This is a genomic window from Methylobacterium sp. ME121 (genome assembly GCF_000974725.1).
Classification (GTDB): domain Bacteria; phylum Pseudomonadota; class Alphaproteobacteria; order Rhizobiales; family Beijerinckiaceae; genus Methylobacterium; species Methylobacterium radiotolerans.
In genome coordinates this window covers 1-20,874 of record NZ_BBUX01000066.1, presented here as the reverse complement: position 1 = coordinate 20,874, position 20,874 = coordinate 1, and the positions used below count along the sequence as shown (strand labels likewise).

At 72.4% G+C, this 20,874-nt stretch carries 15 protein-coding genes; 9 read left to right on the top strand and 6 right to left on the bottom strand.

Annotated elements, in window-relative coordinates; translation table 11 throughout:
• Positions 1–235 precede the first annotated feature (235 nt).
• The 7 genes from ME121_RS26625 to ME121_RS26595 all read left to right on the top strand — a co-directional run bounded on the left by ME121_RS26625 (position 236) and on the right by ME121_RS26595 (position 12,213).
• On the top strand, positions 236–2,491 hold the full coding sequence (locus ME121_RS26625; RefSeq protein WP_059409906.1) for an ATP-binding protein: 2,256 nt from the start codon (positions 236–238) through the stop codon (positions 2,489–2,491).
• The gene (locus ME121_RS26620; RefSeq protein ID WP_012321190.1) at positions 2,491–2,952 is read left to right on the top strand and encodes a response regulator; all 462 of its coding nucleotides are present in this window, start codon (positions 2,491–2,493) and stop codon (positions 2,950–2,952) included. Before ME121_RS26625 ends, ME121_RS26620 begins: the two co-directional genes overlap by 1 nt.
• The gene (locus ME121_RS26615) at positions 2,949–4,676 is read left to right on the top strand and encodes a hybrid sensor histidine kinase/response regulator (RefSeq protein ID WP_053622611.1); all 1,728 of its coding nucleotides are present in this window, start codon (positions 2,949–2,951) and stop codon (positions 4,674–4,676) included. Before ME121_RS26620 ends, ME121_RS26615 begins: the two co-directional genes overlap by 4 nt.
• Positions 4,677–4,892: 216 nt before the next feature.
• The gene (locus tag ME121_RS26610) at positions 4,893–8,123 is read left to right on the top strand and encodes a PAS domain-containing protein (protein ID WP_059409905.1); all 3,231 of its coding nucleotides are present in this window, start codon (positions 4,893–4,895) and stop codon (positions 8,121–8,123) included.
• Positions 8,124–8,269: 146 nt separating this feature from the next.
• Positions 8,270–8,875 (top strand): SOUL family heme-binding protein, encoded by a 606-nt coding sequence (locus ME121_RS26605; RefSeq protein ID WP_059409904.1) that lies wholly within the window; start codon positions 8,270–8,272, stop codon positions 8,873–8,875.
• A gap of 291 nt (positions 8,876–9,166) precedes the next feature.
• Positions 9,167–11,773 (top strand): TonB-dependent receptor, encoded by a 2,607-nt coding sequence (locus ME121_RS26600; RefSeq protein WP_024828881.1) that lies wholly within the window; start codon positions 9,167–9,169, stop codon positions 11,771–11,773.
• A gap of 209 nt (positions 11,774–11,982) precedes the next feature.
• Positions 11,983–12,213 (top strand): DUF6894 family protein, encoded by a 231-nt coding sequence (locus tag ME121_RS26595; protein ID WP_024828882.1) that lies wholly within the window; start codon positions 11,983–11,985, stop codon positions 12,211–12,213.
• Positions 12,214–12,245: 32 nt separating this feature from the next.
• Here the strand turns inward: ME121_RS26595 and paoC are convergent, their stop codons facing one another.
• The 6 genes from paoC to ME121_RS26565 all read right to left on the bottom strand — a co-directional run bounded on the left by paoC (position 12,246) and on the right by ME121_RS26565 (position 19,731).
• Entirely contained in the window at positions 12,246–14,465 is a 2,220-nt protein-coding gene (gene paoC / locus ME121_RS26590) for an aldehyde oxidoreductase molybdenum-binding subunit PaoC (protein ID WP_012321184.1), read from the bottom strand.
• A gap of 3 nt (positions 14,466–14,468) precedes the next feature.
• On the bottom strand, positions 14,469–15,419 hold the full coding sequence (locus ME121_RS26585) for an FAD binding domain-containing protein (protein ID WP_012321183.1): 951 nt from the start codon (positions 15,417–15,419) through the stop codon (positions 14,469–14,471).
• The gene (gene paoA / locus ME121_RS26580; protein WP_012321182.1) at positions 15,416–15,991 is read right to left on the bottom strand and encodes an aldehyde dehydrogenase iron-sulfur subunit PaoA; all 576 of its coding nucleotides are present in this window, start codon (positions 15,989–15,991) and stop codon (positions 15,416–15,418) included. The genes ME121_RS26585 and paoA overlap by 4 nt, the downstream gene beginning before the upstream one ends.
• A 268-nt stretch (positions 15,992–16,259) precedes the next feature.
• Positions 16,260–16,457: a hypothetical protein gene (locus tag ME121_RS26575; protein ID WP_012321181.1), complete on the bottom strand. Its 198-nt coding sequence runs from the start codon at positions 16,455–16,457 to the stop codon at positions 16,260–16,262.
• Between the two features lie 141 nt (positions 16,458–16,598).
• Entirely contained in the window at positions 16,599–19,076 is a 2,478-nt protein-coding gene (locus ME121_RS26570; RefSeq protein WP_059409903.1) for a bifunctional diguanylate cyclase/phosphodiesterase, read from the bottom strand.
• Positions 19,077–19,263: 187 nt separating this feature from the next.
• Positions 19,264–19,731 (bottom strand): NUDIX hydrolase, encoded by a 468-nt coding sequence (locus tag ME121_RS26565; RefSeq protein ID WP_024828885.1) that lies wholly within the window; start codon positions 19,729–19,731, stop codon positions 19,264–19,266.
• A gap of 245 nt (positions 19,732–19,976) precedes the next feature.
• Between ME121_RS26565 and ME121_RS26560 the strand changes: the two genes are divergently transcribed.
• Entirely contained in the window at positions 19,977–20,450 is a 474-nt protein-coding gene (locus tag ME121_RS26560) for a CYTH domain-containing protein (RefSeq protein WP_024828886.1), read from the top strand.
• Between the two features lie 64 nt (positions 20,451–20,514).
• Positions 20,515–20,763 (top strand): hypothetical protein, encoded by a 249-nt coding sequence (locus ME121_RS26555; RefSeq protein WP_012321177.1) that lies wholly within the window; start codon positions 20,515–20,517, stop codon positions 20,761–20,763.
• Positions 20,764–20,874 lie beyond the last annotated feature (111 nt).

Here is a 20,874-nt window from a genome sequence, read left to right as displayed (position 1 = left end):
TGCCGCTCCCCGCAGGCTCGGCGCCCTGGGGCATCGCCGGAGCCCCGCCGTGCGACCTGGCGTCGCGCGCGCGAGGCGGATGAGACGGCTCCCGCCTCCTGAGCCCGGCCCGGACGGCGCGCGCGGACGGGGCGGGCCGTCCCGACCCGTGCTTTAAGCCTATAGGAGCGGCCCGGTTCGGCTGTTAACACGCGTTAAACTCTGCGACTGACCCGGTGAGGAGGCGAATCCCGGCTTGAACCTTCGAAGCGGCGCGGCCCCGCGTCTCGACCTGAGCGCGTGCGATCGCGAGCCCATCCACATCGTCGGCAGCGTCCAGCCGCACGGGTTCCTGCTCGGCCTCGAGGCCCGGTCCCTCACCATCGTCCAGGCGAGCGCCAACGCCCCCGCGGCGGCTACGGTCGGAACCGTGCTCGACGCGGCCCTGCCCGACCTCGCGGCCGTCGTCCGCCACCATCTCGCGGCGGCCGAGCCCCAGGACGGCGCCCTCTATCTCCGGACCGTGACGCTGGAGACCGGCGGCGGCCGTCAGGCCTACGAGGTCGCGGCTCACCGGGTCGACGATCTCGTCGTGCTGGAACTGGAGGAGATCGACGCGGCCGCGGCCGAGATCGGCGTCGACGTGCTCACCCCGCGCCTGCGGGCCTTCGTCGAGCGCCTGCAGACCGCCCGCACCGTCGAGGACCTCTGCCGGTTCGTCGCCGAGGACATCCGCCAGATCACCGGCCTCGACCGCGCCCTGGTCTACCGGTTCGACCGCGACTGGCACGGCACGGTGCTGGCGGAGGCCGGCAACGGCGTCCTGCCCTCCTACCTCGACCTGCGCTTCCCCGCCTCCGACATCCCCGTCCAGGCGCGCGAGCTCTACCGCCGGAACCGCCTGCGCATCATCCCCGATGCCGGCTACGTCCCCGTGCCGATCCGGCCGGCCACCACGCCCTCCGGCAAGCCGCTGGACCTCAGCCAGTCGGTGCTGCGCTCGGTCTCGCCGGTCCATGTCGAGTACATGCGCAACATGGGCACGATGGCGTCCATGTCGGTGTCGATCCTCGTGGACGGCGGCCTCTGGGGCCTGATCTCCTGCCACAACCGCACGCCCAAGCGCGTGCCCCTGCAGGCGCGCAACGCCTGCGACGTGCTCACCCAGATCTTCGCCCTGCAGCTCTCGGCCCGCGAGCGCGGCGCCCAGTCCGAGAAGCGGCTGGCGCTCGGCGCCGTGCAGGCGCGCCTCCTGGCGTTCATGGCCGAGGAGGACAGCTTCGTCGACGGCCTGCTCAACCACCCCGACGACGTCCTGGCCCTGGTGGACGCGACCGGCGCCGCGGTGGTGACGGCGGACCGCTGCCGGCTGCTCGGGGCGACGCCGGCGGAGCGGGAGGTCCGCGCCCTCTACCGGTGGCTGTCCGAGCGCGACGATTCCGAGGAGGTCTTCGTCTCCGAGGCCCTGTCGGAGGCGTTCCCGGCCGCCGCCGCCTTCGCCGAGCGGGCGAGCGGCCTCCTGGCGATCTCGGTCTCGAAGAAGTACGCGAGCTACATCCTCTGGTTCAGGCCCGAGGTCGTGCGGACGGTGAAGTGGGGCGGCAATCCCGTGAAGGCCGTCCGGCCCGATCCGGAGGGCGGACCGGACCGGCTGCACCCGCGCAAGTCGTTCGAGATCTGGAAGGAGACCGTGCAGGGCCGCTCCCTGCCCTGGTCCGACCCGGAGGTGGAGGCCGCCAAGGACCTGCGCGCCTCGGTGCTCGGCATCGTGCTCCGCCGGGCCGAGGAGCTCGCCGCCATGAGCGAGGAGCTGCAGCGCTCGAACAAGGAGCTGGAGGCGTTCTCGTACTCGGTCAGCCACGACCTGCGCGCGCCGTTCCGCCACATCGTCGGCTACGCGAACCTGCTCAAGACCCGCGAGGGCGCCCAGCTCTCCGACAAGGGCCGGCACTACGTGGAGACGATCATCGAGGCGGCCTTCTCGGCCGGCACCCTGGTCGACAGCCTCCTGAGCTTCTCGCAGATGGGCCGGCACGCCCTCAACAAGGTCTGGGGCGACATGAACGCCCTGGTCGAGGAGGTCCGCCGGAAGGTTCTGCGCGACGTCACCCCCGACCGGACCCTCCGCTGGGAGATCGCGCCGCTGGGCCGCGCCTATGCCGACCCCGTCATGCTGCGGCTCGTCATCGAGAACCTGCTGTCGAACGCCGTGAAGTACACCCGCGGCACCCCGGAGGCGGTGATCGCGATGGGCAGCCTCCCGCCCCGGGAGGGCGAGGCGGTCTACTTCGTGCGCGACAACGGCGCCGGGTTCGACATGGCCTACGTCGACAAGCTGTTCGGCGTCTTCCAGCGGCTGCACCGGGTCGAGGAGTTCGAGGGCACCGGCATCGGCCTCGCCAATGTCCGGCGCATCGTCGAGCGCCACGGCGGGCGGACCTGGGCCGAGGGCAAGCTCGGCGAGGGCGCCACCTTCTACTTCACCCTGCCCATCCGGGAGGAGGCGCACTGATGGCGGGACTGAAGCCCATCCTCCTGGTCGAGGACAATCCGAACGACATCGAGCTGACGCTGGCGGCGCTCGAATCGAGCCAGCTCGCCAACGAGATCGTCATCTGCCGCGACGGCGCCGAGGCCCTCGACTTCATCTACCGGCGGGGCGTGCACGAGAAGCGGCAGGCCCAGGATCCCGCGGTGGTCCTGCTCGACCTCAAGCTGCCGAAGGTCGACGGCCTGGAGGTGCTCGCCAAGATCAAGGGGGACCCGGTCACCCGCCAGGTGCCGGTGGTGATGCTGACCTCGTCCCGCGAGGAGACCGACCTGGTGCGCTCCTACGATCTCGGGGTGAACGCCTTCGTGGTGAAGCCGGTCGCCTTCGAGGAGTTCTTCGCGGCGATCAAGGAGATCGGCGTCTTCTGGGCCCTCCTCAACGAGCCGCCGCCGTACCGGGGAGGCTGGCCATCGAACGCGTGATCGGACCTTCCGCGGGGCCGCTGCGCATCCTCCACCTGGAGGACAGCGACCTCGACGCCGAGCTGATCGAGGCCGAGCTGGAGAGCCTCGGGCACCCGGTCGCGATCGAGCGGGTGATGACCCGCGACGCCTTCGCCCGCGCGGCGGTCGCCGGCCGGCACGACCTCATCCTGGCGGACTACGTCCTGCCGACCTTCGACGGCGTGAGTGCCCTCGGCATCGCCCGGGCGCAGTGCCCCGACACGCCGTTCATCTTCTGCTCGGGCACGCTCGGCGAGGATGTCGCGGTCGAGGCCCTGAAGAACGGCGCCACTGACTACGTCGTCAAGCAGCGCCTCGACCGCATGCCGCGCACGATCGTCCGCGCGCTCGCCGAGGCGCGGGCGCGCGCCGACAAGCGCGAGGCCGAGGCCGCCCTGCAGGCGCTCAACGAGACGCTGGAGGTGCGCATCGCCGAGCGGACCCGGGAACTCGCCGCGGCGAACGAGGCCCTCCAGGCCCAGATCGTCGAGCGGGAGCGGGCGGAGGACGCCCTGCGGCTCGCCCAGCGCCTGGACGCGGTCGGCCAGCTCACGAGCGGCGTCGCGCACGACTTCAACAACCTGCTGACGGTGATCGCCGGCAACATCGAGTTCCTGGAGAAGGCCGTCTCCGACGCGCGCTCGAAGCGCCGCCTCGCCATGATGCGCGGGGCCGCCGAGCGCGGCGCCCGGCTCACCGCGCAGCTCCTCGCCTTCTCCCGCCGCCAGCGCCTGGAGCCGACGCCGGTCAGCCTCAACCAGACGGTCGCCTCGATGCGCGACCTGCTGCAGAGCTCGATCGGCGGCGCGGTCCGGATCGAGACGACCCTCCAGCCCGACCTGTGGCCGGCCCTGGTCGACGCCACCCAGATCGAGCTGGTGATCCTGAACCTCGCCATCAACGCCCGCGACGCGATGGCGGTGGGCGGCCGGCTCGCCATCGAGACCGCCAATGTCAGCGTCACCGGGGCGCCGACGCGGCCCGAGCAGCCGGCGCCCGGCGCCTACGTCATGGTCGCGGTGAGCGACACCGGCACCGGGATGACGCCGGACGTGCTGGCGCGGGTGTTCGAGCCGTTCTTCACCACCAAGGAGGTCGGCAAGGGGTCGGGTCTCGGGCTCGCCCAGGTCTACGGCTTCGTCAAGCAGTCCGGCGGCGGCATCCGCATCGACACGGTCGCGGGCGAGGGCACCTCGATCAAGGTCTACCTGCCCCGGGCCGCGGAGCCCGAGGGCGCCGTGCCCCGCCTGCCGGTCGCGGCCGAGGCCGCGCGGGCGCACTCGCCCGGAGGCGGCCCCCGGCTCCTGGTGGTCGACGACGACGCCGAGGTGCGCGAGGTGACGACGACCCGCCTGATCGAGGCCGGCTACGCGGTGCGCGAGGCGGCCTCCGGCCTCCAGGCGCTGGCCGCCCTGGAGGCGGATCCGGGCGTCGACCTCGTCGTGATGGACTTCGCCATGCCGGGCATGAACGGGGCCGAGACGGCCCTGGAGGTCCGGAAGCGCTGGCCGGCGCTGCCGGTCCTGTTCGTCACCGGCTTCGCCGACACCAGCGCCCTGACCAAGGCCGGCGCCGTCGGCACCGACGCGATCGTGCTGAAGCCGTTCCGCGTCGGGGAACTCGAGGGCAAGGTCGCCGCCGCCCTGGCGGCCCGCCCACCGGCGCAGCTCCGGCTGATCTCGGGCCGCGACAGGAGCGCCTGAGGCGTCCTGAGGGCGTCCTCCACACGGGTCGCGGCGTTCGACGGGCCCGACTTGATCGATGCAGTTGCACAGGCCCGCGCGCTGGGGCACCGATGGCACTGCGGGCACCGTACGGCCCCTCCGCGCCGGCGCGAGGCCGCCCTGTCAGCCGGGCCCCGCGGCCGGAACGGTGGCGCCAGGCGGAGCGATGCCCATCGCGGAGCCTGTCCCTGTCCCATGTCCGAGACCGTCAGGACCGCGGATCTGCCCTTCCTCGCGGAGGGCGGCGCGATGGGCGCGCGGATGCGCGCCCACGACTGGTCCGGCTCGCCGCTCGGGCGGCCGGAGCGCTGGGCGCCGTGCCTGCGGGCGACGCTGAGCCTGATCCTGGGCTCGCGCTTCCCGATGTTCGTGGCGTTCGGGCCCGACCTCGTCTTCCTCTACAACGATGCCTACGCGGAGATCCTGGGCGACAAGCATCCCGCGGCGCTCGGCGCGCGCTTCCGCGACGTCTGGCCGGAGATCTGGCCCGAGATCGGGCCCCTGATCGACCGGGCGCTCGCCGGCGCGGCGACCTGGTCCGAGAACATGCCCCTGACCATGAACCGGCACGGCTACGACGAGCCGACCTGGTTCACCTTCTCGTACGCGCCGGTGCGCGACGAGGCCGGCCGGGTCGCCGGCCTGTACTGCGCCTGCACGGAGACGACCGGCCGCGTCCTGGCCGAGGCGCGGCTGCGGGAGACGGAGGCGCGGATCCGCGCGCTCGCCGACCACCTCCCGGGCGGCTACGTCTACCAGCTCGCCATGGCCCCCGACGGCGCGGACCGGCGCTTCCTCTACGTGTCGCAGGGGTTCGAGCGCATGACCGGCGTGGCGGCCGAGGCGGTCCTCGCCGACCCGGCCGTCGCCTACGACCTGATCCTGCCGGAGTACCGCGCCGGCCTCGCCGAGGCCGAGGCCGGCGCGATCCGCGACCTCGCGCATTTCGACGTCGAGGCGCCGATGCGCCGGCCGGACGGCACCCGCGTCTGGACGCGCATCATCTCGGCGCCCCGCCGCGTCGGCGACGGCCTGGTCTGGGACGGGCTGCACCTCGACGACACGGTGCGCCACCGGACCGAGGAGCAGCTGCGGGAGAGCGAGCGGCGCCTGCGGCTCGCGACCGAGTCGGCCGAGATCGGCCTCTGGGACGTCGACGTCGTCGCCGACACCCTGTTCTGGCCGGCGCGGGTCAAGGCGATGTTCGGGATCTCGGCCGACGTGCCGGTCACGATGGCCGATTACTACGCCGGCCTGCATCCCGAGGACCGGGAGGCCACGAGCGCGGCCTTCGCCTCCGCCCTCGATCCCGACCGGCGCGCCCTCTACGACGTCGAGTACCGCACCGTCGGCAAGGAGGACGGCGTCGTGCGCTGGGTCGCCGCCAAGGGGCGCGGGATCTTCGAGGGCGGGCGCTGCGTGCGGGTGATCGGCACGGCGATCGACGTCACCGCCCGCAAGCAGGCCGAGGAGGCCCTGCGCGCCAGCGAGGCGCAGTTCCGCGTCCTGTCGCAGGTGCTGCCGAACTTCGTCTGGGCGACCGACGCCGGCGGGGCGGCGGACTGGTTCAACGAGCGCGTCTACGCCTACGCGGGCCGGGAGCCCGGCACCCTCGGCGGGGCGGGCTGGCGGGGGATCATCCACCCCGACGACCGGGACCGGGTCGACGAGGAATGGCGGGCGGCCGTCCGGTCGCGGACCGACTACCAGTCCGAGTACCGCCTGCGCCGCGCCGACGGCGCCTATCGCTGGTTCCTGGCCCGGGCGCAGCCGGTCCGGGCGGCCGACGGCGCGGTCACCCGCTGGGTCGGCACCAGCACCGACATCGACGACCAGAAGCGGCTCATGGCCGAGCTCGTGCGCTTCAACGTGACCCTCGAGCAGCGCGTGGCCGAGCGCACCGCCGAGCACGACCGGGTCTGGCGCAACTCGCGCGACCTCCTGGTCGTGGTCGGGGCCGACGGCATCTTCCGCGCGGTCAACCCGGCCTGGCAGACGATCCTGGGGCACGAGCCGGCCGAGGTGGTGGGCCGCAGCTTCCTGGACTTCGTCTGGCCGGAGGATGCGGGCCCGACCCGGGAGGCCCTCGACGCCGCCGCGGCCGCGCGCGACCTGACCGATTTCGAGAACCGCTACCGGCACAAAGACGGCACCCCGCGGCTGATCTCGTGGCGCACCTCCGTCGAGGGCGCGCACGTCTACGCCTACGGCCGCGACGTCACCGCCGAGAAGGCCCAGGCCGAGGCGCTCCGGCACGCCGAGGAGGCCCTGCGGCAGTCGCAGAAGCTGGAGGCGGTGGGGCAGCTCACCGGCGGCGTCGCCCACGACTTCAACAACCTCCTGACGATCATCCGCTCGTCGGTGGACTTCCTGCGCCGTCCCGATCTGGCGGAGGAGCGCCGGTCCCGCTACCTCAACGCCGTCTCGGAGACGGTCGACCGGGCGGCCAAGCTCACCGGCCAGCTCCTCGCCTTCGCGCGGCGGCAGGCGCTGAAGCCCGAGATCCTCGACGTCGGCGCGCGGCTGCGCGGCGTGGCCGACCTGCTCGACACGGTCACGGGCGCCCGCATCGCGGTCGTGACCGAGCTGCCGGACCAGCCCTGCTTCATCCGGGTCGACCTCAGCCAGTTCGAGACCGCGCTGGTCAACATGGCGGTGAACGCCCGGGACGCCATGGACGGCGCCGGCACGCTGACCCTGCGCCTGCATTGCGGCGCGGCGCTGCCGCCGATCCGTGGCCATGCCGGCGCCCCCGGCCCGTTCGCGGCGATCGCCCTCACCGACACCGGCACCGGCATCGCGCCGGACGTCCTGGCACGGGTGTTCGAGCCGTTCTTCACCACCAAGGAGGTCGGGAAGGGCACGGGCCTCGGCCTGTCCCAGGTCTTCGGCTTCGCCAAGCAGTCCGGCGGCGACGTCGCGGTCGAGAGCGCGCCCGGCCGCGGCGCCACCTTCACGCTCTACCTGCCGCAGGTCGAGCCCGAGGCGTCCTGCGCGGCCGCCGCCGCGGAGGCGGCCGCGCTCGATCCCGGCGGCGCGGGGCAGCGCGTGCTGGTGGTGGAGGACAACATCGAGGTCGGCCGCTTCGCCACGCAGATCCTGGAGGATCTCGGCTACGCGACGACCTGGGCGGCCAATGCCGAGGAGGCGCTGGATCAGCTCGGGGCCGACGGCGCGGCCTTCGACGTCGTGTTCTCCGACGTGGTCATGCCCGGGATGGGCGGGATCGCGCTGGCCCGGCTCCTCCGGCGGCGGATGCCGCACCTGCCGGTGGTGCTGGCCTCCGGCTACAGCCACGTCCTCGCCCAGGAGGGGATCCGCGACTTCGAGCTGCTGCACAAGCCCTACTCCGCCGACCAGGTCTCGCGCGTGCTGCGCAAGGTCGTCGGCGCGCGGCCGGCGCGGCCGAAGGGCGGCGAGTCCTGAGGCGGGGTGCGGCCGGGGCGCCGGGCCCGAGAGAGGCCTGACGCCGCAGCCGGGCGGCGACGGGGCGTCCCGGCGCCATGTTCCGGCGGGAAGATCCGGCGGGAGGTTCCCGGGCGGGCCACGCGCCGCCGCCTCCGGAGGTCGCCATGGACAGGGTCATGTACGCGCTCGTCACCCTGGTGGAGGCCGCGCTCGGGATCTTTGGCGTGCGGGCGCTCTACGAGCAGCCCGCCTACACGGTCGTCGCGCGCCTCGACCGCGGGGTCGAGATCCGGTCCTACGCGCCGCGCCTCGCGGTCGAGACCGACGCGCGCGGCCAGGGCGACGGCGACGCCTTCGGGCGGCTGTTCCGCTACATCACCGGCGCGAACCGGGCGGGCGACCGCATCGCCATGACGGCGCCGGTGGAGAGCGGCGGCCGGCGCCTCGCCGCGACGGTCCCGGTGGAGCGGGACGGCACCGGCACGATGCGGTTCTTCCTGCCGCGCGCGGTGGCGGCGGCCGGGGCGCCGGCGCCGACCGGGCCGGGGGTCCGGCTGGTCGAGGTCCCGGCCGAGCTGGTCGCGGCCCTGCGCTTCTCCGGCCGCCTCACCCCGGAGGCGTGGGCCGCGCAGGCGGGCATCCTCGCCGCCGTCCTGGCGGCGGCCGGCCGCGCACCGGCGGGCGCGCCCTTCGTCATGGGCTACGACCCGCCCTTCGCGATCCCGTTCCTGCGCCGGAACGAGGTCGCCGTCCGCCTGCCGCCGCCGTGAGAGCCGGGACCAGTCCCGACGGCCGGGCGCGCGGCCTCGGACGCCGCCCCTGAGGACCGGCCCGATTGCGCAATTATCCCGCGGTGTCCTTCATAATAATCCCGAAGACTTGCCGCGATCTTCCGCTCTTGTTGTCTTTGCGCCACAGGCCCGATCATTCGAGCCCGCAAGTCGTCCCCGGCAGGGATTAAACAGAATGTGAATTGAGGTCGCGACCCGACCCGAGATCAGTGAGGCGCACGCAGCCGACGCGAAGCGGCGCGTGCCTTCGAATCCAGGTTGGGGGAAGATATGCGGGCCCTGCGAGGCAGCTTGATCGCGTCCGTGGCGCTGTTGCCCGGTGTCGCGCAGGCTCAACAAGCCGTCACCCTCGGTGAGATCAGCGTCGTCTCGACGTCGCCGGTGGGTGCGGGTGGCGGCACGTCCAGCGGTGCCGAGAATCTCAATACTGTCGCCCAGGCCGCGCCGACCTTGCCGGTCCCGGCCGGCGGGGTGCGCCTGCGCGGCTCCGAGCAGCCGCTCAACAAGATCCCCAGCACCGTCGAGACCGTCACGGCGCGGCAGATCGAGGTCGATCAGGGCTCCGACAACGTGATCGCCACGCTGGCGCGGCGCACGCCCGGGGTGAACCTCAACGACTCGCAGGGCAACGCGAACCGGGTCGACCTCAGCTACCGCGGCTTCACGGCCTCGTCGGTGCAGGGCGTGCCGCAGGGGCTGGCCGTCTACCAGAACGGCGTGCGCATCAACGAGGCCTTCGGCGACGTCGTCAATTTCGACCTGATCCCGCCGCAGGCGATCCAGCGCATCGACGTCGTCACCGGCAACCCGGTCTTCGGCCTCAACGCCATTGGCGGCGCGGTCAACATCCAGATGAAGAACGGCTTCACCTGGCAGGGCACCGAGATCTCGGCCTGGGGCGGCTCGGACGCGCGCACTGCCGGCTACCTCGAGTACGGCAAGATCTCCGGTCCCTGGAGCTTCTACTTCACCGGCGACGGCCTGAACGACCGCGGCTGGCGCTACCAGAACCCGAGCACGATCGGCCGCCTCTACGCGGATCTCGGCTACCGCTCGCAGGATTCGGAATTCCACCTGATCGGGCTCGCCGCCCGCAGCTTCTACGGCGCCGCCGCCGCCACGCCGGTGGACTTCACCCATCTCGACCCGCGGGCGATCTTCACCTACCCGCAGACCCAGACCACGCAGGTCGGCACGCTCCAGCTCACCGGCCGGGTCGACCTCTCTCCGACCTGGGACCTCGCCGGCAACGCCTATTACCGGCGCTTCAGCGAGTTCTACGTCGACGGCAACCAGGGCAACTTCGAGAACTGCAGCAGCCGCAGCAGCTTCCGGGGCTCGCTCTGCTACCAGGACGACGCGTTCAACGTGAACGCGCCGCCCACCAGCCAGGTGGCGGCCCGCCGCGCCTACGCCAACCAGTTCGCGATCCTCGGCCTGAACAACCGGACGATCCCGTTCCTGCGGAACATCCCGTACGGCACGATCGACACGACCCTCACCGAGGCCGAATCCTACGGCGGCTCGCTCCAGGCCGCCAACCGCGACCGGATCTTCGGCCTGAACAACGCCTTCGTGGTCGGCGGCAGCGTCGACGCCTCCACCTTCGCGTTCAAATCGTCCAGCCAGCTGGGCGTCATCAACCCGAACCTGTCGATCACCGTCGACCCGAACAACCCGTACTACGGCACGATCCCGGGCCTCGGCACGCCGGACATCCGCACCCTCGGGGCGATCGGCCTCGCGCCGAGCAACGTCAGCGGCTCGACCCTGTATCTCGGCCTCTACGCCACCGACACACTGGACGTGACCGACCGGCTGTCGCTGACCGGCGGCTTCCGGCTCAACTACGCGCGCATCCAGACCCGGGACCAGACCGGCTTCGCGCCGGACGTGACCGGCGCCCACGAGTACACCAAGGTCAACCCGCTCGCGGGCCTGACCTACCAGTTCGACCCGGCGCTCAACCTCTACGGCGGCTACTCGGAGTCGAACCGCGCCCCGACCCCGCTGGAACTGTCCTGCTCCAGCCCGACCCAGCCGTGCCTGCTGCCGAACTCGCTGGTGGCGGACCCGCCGCTCAAGCAGGTCACCGGCCGGACCTACGAGGCCGGCTTCCGCGGCGTGATCCCGGCCTTCCTGTCGGGCGGCGCCCTCACCTACAAGGCCGGCGTCTACCGCACCGACCTGTCCAACGACCTCTACCAGGTCGCCGTCGCCGGCAACGCCGCCCGCGCCTACTACATCAACGTGCCCGCGACCCGGCGCCAGGGCATCGAGGTCGGCGCCGAGTACGCGGTCACGCCCGACCTGCTGGTCTACGCCAACTACGCCCTGGTCGACGCGACCTTCCAGTTCAACGCGACCCTCTCGTCGCCCAACAACCCGCTGGCGAGCACCGGCGCGGCCGGCGGCGCCGCGGGCGGCGACGTGATCCCGAACGGCGGCATCCGCGTCCGGCCGGGCGACAAGATCCCGCTGATCCCCGATCACCAGATCAAGGCGGGCTTCGAGTACAGCATCACCCCGAACTGGCGCTTCGGCCTCAACGTCTCGGCCTTCTCGTCGTCCTACTACCGGGGCGACGAGTCGAACCTCAACCGCAAGCTGCCGGCCTACTACGTGATGAACCTGACGACGAAGTATCAGGTCAGCAAGAACCTGGAGATCTTCGGGCTGATCACCAACCTGACCAACAACCGCTACGCCACGTTCGGCACCTTCGCGGAGACGGGCGCGGTCGCCGGCAACCTGTCGATCAACGACCCGCGGACCACGACCCTGGCGCAGCCGCTCTCGATCTACGCCGGCCTGACCTACCGGTTCGGGGCGGATCCGGTCCCGATGGCGCCGGAGCCGATCATCCGGAAGTACTGAGCCCGTCCGAGGGGGGAACGACGGAGCGAGGGGCTGCGGGATCCGCGGCCCCTCTTCCGTTTGAGGCATCGCGTCTTCGCGCCCGGACGATGAGCCCGGACTTTCAAACCCAGATGAGTGCGGCGGCCGACCCGATCTGTATCCCTGATCGGCCATCGGCGAGGCTTGCGGGCGCTCCCGTCCCGGTCATTCCGATCCCGGAGACACCCATGCCGCGCTACTTCATCGACACCGTCGACCACGTCGCCGTCCGGGACGACGAGGGCACGGTCCTCCCGGACCGGGCCGCCCTGCGGGACCTGCTGCGCCGGACCCTGACGGCGCTCCTGCACGACGAGGGCGAGGAGACCGGGGTGAACGACTTCACCGCCCGCGCCTACGACGAGGACGGTCGCCTCGTGATGCGGGCCCGGGCCAGCTTCCACGTCGTGGACCCGTAGGGGACGCCCGGCAGGACGTCCCCGCGCCCCGGTCAGGCCGCGTCCGGCATGCGGTCGAGGAGCTTGTCGAGGGTGATCGGGTAGTCGCGCACGCGGATGCCGGTGGCGTTGTAGATCGCGTTCGCGACCGCGGCGCCGACCCCCGAGATGCCGAGCTCACCCACGCCCTTGGCCTTCATGGGTGAGGACATCGGGTCGACCTCGTCGAGGAAGATCACCTCCTGGTGTGGGATGTCGGCGTGGACCGGCACCTCGTAGCCGGCGAGGTCGTGGTTGGCGAAGAAGCCGCGCTTGGTGTCGACGGCGAGCTCCTCCATCAGGGCCGCGCCGGTGCCCATGACCATCCCGCCGATCACCTGGCTGCGGGCGGATTTGGGGTTGAGGATGCGCCCCGCCGCGCAGACCGCCAGCATCCGCCGCACCCGGACCTCGGCGGTGTCGGCATCCACCGCGACCTCGACGAAGTGGGCCCCGAAGGTCGAGACCTGCTGCGTCTTCGAGAACTTGCCGAACTCGATCGCGTCCTCGGCCACCAGTTCGCCGTCGGCGGCGGCCTGGGCCAGCGGGATGGCGCGGTTGCCGGCGCGGACCTCGCCGTCCTCGAACACCGCGTCGGTGGCATTGAAGCCGAGCTTCTGCGCGACGGCCTCCCGCAGTTTCACGCAGGCCGCGTAGACGCCCGCGGTCGACGAGTTGGCGCCGAACTGGCCGCCCGAGCCCGACGAGACCGGGAAGTCCGAGTCGCCGAGCCGCGCCACGACCCGGTCGAGGGGCACGCCCATCATCTCGGCGGCGGTCTGCGCGATGATCGTGTAGCTGCCGGTGCCGATATCGGTCATGTCGGTCTCGACCGTGACCGTGCCGTCGGCCGAGAGCCGCACCCGGGCGCCCGACTTCAGCACCATGTTGTCGCGGAAGGCCGCCGCCATGCCGTGCCCGACGAGCCACTGCCCCTCCCGGACCTGGCCGGGCTTCGGGTTGCGCCTGGCCCATCCGAACCGCTCGGCGCCGAGCTTGAGGCAGCCGACGAGGTCGCGGTGTGAGAAGCGCAGGTCCGGCTGGGTCGGGACGACCTGCGTGTCGTTGCGGATGCGGAACTCCACCGGGTCGAGGCCGAGCTTCTCCGCCATCTCGTCCATGGCGACCTCGAGCACCGCCAGCCCCGGGGCCTCGCCCGGCGCCCGCATGGCGTTGCCCTCGGGCAGGTCGAGACGGGCGAGCTTCATGGCGGTCAGGCGGTTCGCCCCCGCGTAGAGGTACTTGGTCTGGTTCACCGCCGTCTCGGGGTCGCCGTCCGGCAGGTTGCCCGACGTGCTCTCGTGCGCGATCGCCGTGATGGTGCCGTCCTGGGTCGCGCCGATCCGCACCCGCTGGATCGTGGCCGGCCGGTGCGTGGTGTTGTTGGCGATGAGCGGGCGCGTCAGCGCCACCTTCACGGGCCGCCCCGCCGCCTTCGCGGCGAGCGCCGCCAGCACCGCGTCGGCGCGCACGAACAGCTTGCCGCCGAAGCCGCCGCCGACGTAGGGCGCGTCGAGCCGGACCTTGTCCTTCGGCAGGCCGAGCATCTTGGCGAGGCTGCCGTGGCCCCAGCCGATCATCTGGTTGGCGGTCCAGAGCGTGACCCGGTCGCCGTCCCAGGCCGCCGTCGTGGCGTGCGGCTCCATCATGGCGTGGCTCTCGTCGGACGTCGTGTAGGTCGCGTCGAGCGTCACGGGCGCCTGCGCGAAGGCGCCCTCGAAATCGCCGACCCGCTCCTCGCCGTCGCCGCCGCTGCCCTCGCCGCTGTCGGCCGGGACCGGCTCGGCGGTCTTCGCCGCGGCGGCGAGGTCGAACGCACCGGCCTCGGGGGCGTAATCGACCGTCACCAGGAAGGCGGCCGCGCGGGCCTGCTCGAAGGTCTCGGCCACCACCACGGCGATCGCCTGGTGGTAGTGCTGGATCACGTCGCCGCCGAACAGGTAGGCGACGTTCATCACGCCGCGCTCGATCCGCGGCGTGTCGAGGGTGGTGACGACGGCGACGACGCCGGGCGCCTGCCGGGCCGAGGCCGTGTCGATGCTGCGCACCCGGCCCTTGGCGATGGCGGAGCCCAGCACGTAGCCGTAGGCGGCGTCGGGGGCCGCGTCGTGGCGCTCGTACGCGTAGGGCGCGGTGCCGGTGGTCTTGTACTTGCCGTCGATGCGGTCGGTGGGCCGGCCGACGACCTTGAGGCGGTCGATCGGGTTCGGGCCCGCGGCGGTGTCGAACTTCATGGCTCAGGCCCTCGCTTGGTTGAGCGCGGCGCCGAGGGTCCGCTCGGCGAGCTTCAGCTTGTAGGCGTTCTCGTGGGTGGGCGCGGCGTCGGCGAAGACCCGGTCGGTCACGGCCCGGGCGCCCTTCGGGAGATCGGCCTCGGCCGCCTCGACCCGCCAGGGCTTGTGGGCGACGCCCCCGAAGGCGACGTGGCCCGTGCCGTCCTTGCCCAGGATCGCCGCCACCGAGACCAGCGCGTAGGCGTAGGAGGCGCGGTCGCGGACCTTTCGGTAGATGTGCGTGCCGGCGACCGGCTTCGGCAGCGTCACGGCGGTGATCAGCTCGCCGGGCCCGAGGTTCGTGTCGCGCTGCGGTTCGTCGCCAGGCAGGCGGTGGAACTCGGCGATCGGGATCTTGCGCGCGGCGCCCCCGGCGTCGATCGTCTCCACGGTGGCGTCGAGGACGCGCATGGCCACCGCCATGTCGCCCGGATGCGTGGCGATGCAGGCCTCGCTGGCGCCGATCACCGCGAGTTGCCGGCTCACACCGTCGAGCGCCGAACAGCCGGAGCCCGGCTGGCGCTTATTGCAGGGCTGCGCGGTGTCGTAGAAGTACGGGCAGCGGGTCCGCTGCAGCAGGTTGCCGGCGGTGGTCGCCTTGTTGCGCAACTGTCCCGAGGCGCCGGCGAGCAGCGCGCGGGCGAGGACCCCGTAATCCTTGCGCACCCGCGGATGGGCCGCGAGGTCGGTGTTGCGCACCAGGGCGCCGATGCGCAGGCCGCCCTCTTCGGTCGGCTCGACCGCGTCGAGGCCGAGCCCGTTCACGTCGACGAGGTGGCGCGGCGTCTCGATCTGCAGCTTCATCAGGTCGAGCAGGTTGGTGCCGCCGGCGATGAATTTGGCGCCGGGCGTGGCGGCGACGGCGGCGGCCGCCTCGGCGGGCGTGCCCGGGCGCTCGTACGTGAAGGACTTCATGCGCGGCTCCCGGCGACTTCGGTGATCGCCTCGACGATGTTGGAATAGGCGCCGCAGCGGCAGAGGTTGCCGCTCATCCGCTCGCGGATCTCCGTCTCGGTCACCTGCGGGGCGGCGCCGAGATCCGCCGTGACGTGGCTCGGGATGCCGGCCCTGATCTCCTCCAAGACCGCGACGCCCGAGCAGATCTGGCCCGGCGTGCAGTAGCCGCACTGGTAGCCGTCGTGCTTGACGAAGGCCGCCTGCATCGGGTGCAGGTGGTCCGGCTGCCCGAGGCCCTCGACGGTCACGATCTCGGCGCCCTGGTGCATGATCGCCAGCGTCAGGCAGGCATTGATGCGCCGCCCGTCGACGATCATCGTGCAGGCGCCGCACTGGCCGTGATCGCAGCCCTTCTTGGACCCGGTGAGGTGCAGGTGCTCGCGCGCGGCGTCGAGCAGGCTGGTGCGGGTGTCGAGTTCGAGCGTGCGCCGCTCGCCGTTCACCGTGAACGTGACGGTGGCGAGGACCGGTGCGTCGGTCCGCGCAGGTCTGGCGCCCGGGTCCTGGGGCGCGGCTTCAACTCCCAGCATCAAGTCTCTCCGGTTCAGATTACAGAGGCGCGGACGGGATCCCGGTTTCCGGGCCCGGTGCCGACGGGCACCCCGCTCCGGCGGGACACCCGGCGGGCTCGTCCGGGACACACCAGCACCCTGGATTGGCTCCAAGGTAGAGCCCGCGCCGGCGATCGTCAGGGGGGCCGCGCGGCCGGGGCACGAATAAGGGGGCAGGCCGCGCCGGGGCGCCCAAACGAAAGGGCCGACCCGAAGGCCGGCCCCGATCGTTGCGCTGAGGCCCGGCCTACTCGGCCGCGGTCATCTCGGCGGTGTAGTGGCCGCACCAGTCCTGGGCGGCGACCACCGGCCACAGGCCCTTCGACTCGGGCGCGGGCTGGCTGACCGGCGGGTTGAAGCGGCACAGGCCGGCATCGTTCTGCGCGACGGCGCCGTTGCCCTTGTGCTCGTCGAAGAACCGGCAGGTCTCGCACTTGGCGTTCATGGTCAGGCTCCTCTGAGGCCGGCGGCCCGGGGGCCGTCCCGGCGAGGGACGAGAGCTTGGACCTTAGAAGTGATCCAATCTGCGGGGCCAACGTCGGAGGGTTCCGGCGGGTTCCCGGTCGCGGCGGCGGGGCGCTCCCGCTCAGCCGGCGGCCGCGAAGGCCGGCTCGGCCGGGGCGGTGGCCCCGGAGGCCCCGGAGGCCCCGGAGGCCCCGGCGGGACCGCCGACCGCGGCGGCGTAATCGGTGATCGGGCGCGGCCTGCCGAACAGGTAGCCCTGCATCTCGCCGCAGGCCTCCTCGGTCAGGAACTTCATCTGCGCGTGGGTCTCGACGCCCTCCGCGACGACGCCCATGCCGAGGCTGCGGCCGAGGCTGAGCACGGCCCGCACGATCACGGCGGCCTGCGGCCCGGTCCCGAGCTGCGCCACGAAGGAGCGGTCGATCTTGAGCTTGTCGAACGGGAAGGCCTGGAGGGTCGCGAGCGACGCGTAGCCGGTCCCGAAATCGTCCATGCTGATCCGGATGCCGTAGCTCTTCAGGCGGCGGAGGATGCCCACGGCCCGCGCCATGTCGTTGATGATGATGCTCTCGGTGACCTCCAGCTCCAGGCGGTCCGGCGACAGGCCGGTCTCCGCCAGGATCGCCAGGACGGTCTCGGGCAGGTCCGGCTTCTGGAACTGGCGGGGCGAGAGGTTGACGGCGACCTTCAGGGGTTGCGCCCACTGCGCCGCCTCGCGGCAGGCCTCGCGCAGCACCCAGTCGCCGAGCGCCACGATCAGGCCGGTCTCCTCGGCGAGGGGCACGAACAGGTTCGGCGAGACGCTGCCGCGCACCGGGTGGGTCCAGCGCAGCAGCGCCTCGAACCCGACGAGCGCCCCCGTGTGGCCGTCGACCTGCGGCTGGTAGTGCAGGCCCAGGGTGTTGTCGTCGAGGGCCTGGCGCAGGTCGCGCTCGAGCACCCGCCGCTCCTCGGCCTCCTCGTCCATGGCGGGGGTGAAGATCCGGTACGTGCCGCGGCCCTCGGCCTTGGCCCGGTAGAGGGCGAGGTCGGCGCGGCGGTACAGGGGCTCGGCGTCGGTCCCGTGCTCGGGCGCCAGCGCGATGCCGACGCTCAGGCCGACGCCGACGCGGTGCCCGCCCACGCTGAACGGGCTGTCGAACAGCGCGATGAGGCGCTCGGCCAGGGCGCCGGCCTCGGCCGCGCCGCCGGCGGAGAGCACGGCGAACTCGTCGCCCCCGAGCCGGGCCACGGCCCCGTCCCCGGCGATTCCCCGCAGGCCGGCCGCCACGCGCCGGAGGAGCTCGTCCCCGGCCTGGTGGCCGAGGCTGTCGTTCACGCTCTTGAAGCCGTCGAGGTCGAGGTACAGGACCGCGCAGGCGCCGCCGCGCTGGACGATGTCGGCGAGGCTGCGTTCGAGGGTCTCGTGGAACAGCGCCCGGTTCGGCAGGCCGGTGAGCACGTCGTGGCGGGCGAGGCGCGCCACCTCCGCCTCCGCGGCCTTCCGCTTGGTGATGTCGGTGAAGGTCCGCACGAAGCCGCCATCCGCCAGGGGCACGGTGCGGACCTCCAGCACGAGGCCGTTCGGCCGCGCCCGCTCGTGAACCTGCGTCTGCCCGGCCTCGCCGCGCTCGATCCAGGTCCGGATCGAGCGGTCCGGGCGCCGGCGCTCGCGGCGGCTCGCCTCGTGGCGCAGCACCGCCCGGTAGCTCGGCCGCGCCTGCATCATCGCCCGCGGCAGGTCGAGGAGCGCCAGCGCCCGCTCGTTGCACACCCGCACCACGCCGCCCGCGTCGACCATGATGAGGCCCTGGTCCATGCTGTCGAGGGTGGCGTCGAGCAGCAGGGTCTTCTCGCGCAGCATGCGGCCCTGCCGGGCCAGGGCGACGTTGATCCGGCGCAGATGGTCCAGCATCAGCGTCAGCGCCGCGAAGGCCAGGATCACCGCCATCATGCCGGCGATGCCGGCGGCCAGGACGCCGCGGGCGAGGCCGAGCTGCGGGACCGCCAGGGCCGGGTCCGGCACCACGCGGGCGGCCGCCATGGCCAGGAAGTGCAGGACCGCGATGGCGAGGGTCAGGACGGTCGCGGCCGCGAGCCGGGCCCGCGCGCCCGCGCGCCCGACATGGATGGCCATGCCGGCGGCCGCGAGCCCGCAGCCCGCCGCGATCGCCGTGGCGGCCAGGGCCGGGTCCCAGGTGAAGTGCCCCGGCAGCCGCACGCCGGCGATGCCGAGGAAGTGCATGCAGGCGATGCCGATCCCGAGCGCGAGCCCGGCCCCCGCCCCGGCCCAGCGCGACGGCATGGCCCGGGCGAACAGGAACGCCACGGTGGCGGCCGCGATCGCGACGATCAGCGAGAGCAGGGTCGTGCGCGGCTCGTAGCCCAGCACCACGCCGGGATCGTAGCCCAGCATGCCGATGAAGTGCGTGCTCCAGATCCCGGCCCCGATCGAGAAGCCCGACGCCAGGAGCCAGACCGGCCCGTACCCGTCGGCGCGGACCTGGACGCGCTGCTCGAGCTTGAGGGCGACCGCGCAGGAGATCCAGCACACGCAGGCGGCCAGGGCGACCACCCAACCGGTATGTTCCTCGGTCAGGCAAGCGAACGCGCGATACATCGAGGTGCCCCGCCCATCTTCGACGGCGGGAACCTTAACCTGCGGATACTAATCAGAAGTTGCATAGCGCCCGGGCGCCGATCGGCCTCGCGATGCTGGCCCGGCTCTCACGTGCGCCGCGACGGGCCGGTCCGGCCGCAGATCGGGAGTCGCATCTCCCGGCGCCGCGACGGGCCGCCCGCGCCGGTCAGCCGCGCTCGCCGCGAATCTCGACCGGCCGCGTCGCGAAATCCGTCAGGAGTTCTTGGAGCTCGTCCTCGTGGACGAGGCGCGCCGCCTCCTCGGGCGGGAACCATCGCAGCGTGCGCTGGGCCTGTTCCGGCCAGCGCTCGTGCTGGGCCTCGACCCGAAGCGGGTAGACGCGCACCATGCAGGGGAAGGCGCGGCCGTGATCGAAGCGCTTCTGGTAGTGATACCGGCCGACCGGGTTGGCGGCGATCTGCCCCTCGAGCCCCGCCTCCTCGTAGGCCTCCCGCTCGGCGGCCTGATGGGCCTTGCGGCCAGCCATCGGCCAGCCCTTCGGGATGATCCAGCGCCCCGTGTCCCGCGAGGTGATCAGCAGAACCTCGATCCGTCCGTCCGCGCCGACGCGAAACGGCAGGGCCGCCACCTGCTTGAGCGGTTTGACCTGCGCCTTCCGGAGCAGCTTCTTCAAATTCGGCCGCTTGGATGCCGTCTTCAGCGGTGACCTCGGGGATGGAGGGGGGCGGGATTTCTGATGATGCTTGTGCAAGCGACGGACTCCTCACGCTTTTACATAAGTTTAACAGGATCGCATTGCAGCCCACGCGCATTGGCACCGAGCCATGCCTGTAACGCTGTGCTCATCCCCGCCTGCCGGCTTGTCTCGGGCCGGCTTGTCGGCGAAGGCTGACGCGGCAACCGTCCACGAGGCGCGGCATGGCTGTCGAGATCGAGCGCAAGTTCATCGCGAACCCGTCGGTTCTGGCGCTGTGCCGGGCGGGGACGCCCCTGGTTCAGGGCTATCTCTTCACCGACGCGGCCAACACAATCCGGATCCGCCGGGCCGGTGAGCGCGCGCTCATCACGTGGAAGAGCCCGCGCCGCGGCGCCAGCCGGGACGAGATCGAGTTCGCCATCGCGCCGGAGGACGGCGCGGCGCTCCTCGCTACGGTGCCGCCGGACCGGCGGCTCGAGAAGACCCGCTACCGGGTCGCGCATGCCGGGGCGATGTGGGACGTCGACGTGTTCGGCGGGGAACTCGCGGGCCTGATCCTGGCCGAGATCGAACTGGAGCGCGAGGACCAGCCGGTGGTGCTCCCCCCGTGGGTCGAGCGCGAGGTCACCGACGACGCGCGCTACCGCAACTCGCGGCTGGCCGCCGGACCGATGCCGGAGCGGCAGGCAGCCTAGATCCGCGCCGCGTCCGGCGGGTCCGCCCGGTTGAACATCCGGGGACACCCGCCGTTCTAACGGGATGCCCCGGACCCTGATCACCTGGACGCAGGACGAGACTGCCGGCGTGCCGCTCCCGCGCTTCGTCGGCCGGGTCGGGGCGGTCGTCGTGGGGATCTGCGCCTACGACGGATCGAGCCGGTTCTGGACTTGGTGGAGCCCGCTGGCCGAGGACATCTGGGGCCACGGCCAGGACGCCGAGGGCGCCCGGCAGGGCTGCGAGGCCTGGCTGCGCGGATGGCTCGAGAACTTCAGGCCGTTCTTCACCTGACGATTCGGGCCGCGGCGGGCCGCGGCGGACGCGACCGGGCCGTCAGCGCATGAACTGCGGAAGGCGCCGCTTCCAGCGCTCGCCGAGCCGCAGCTCGTTCGTCCGCCGTCC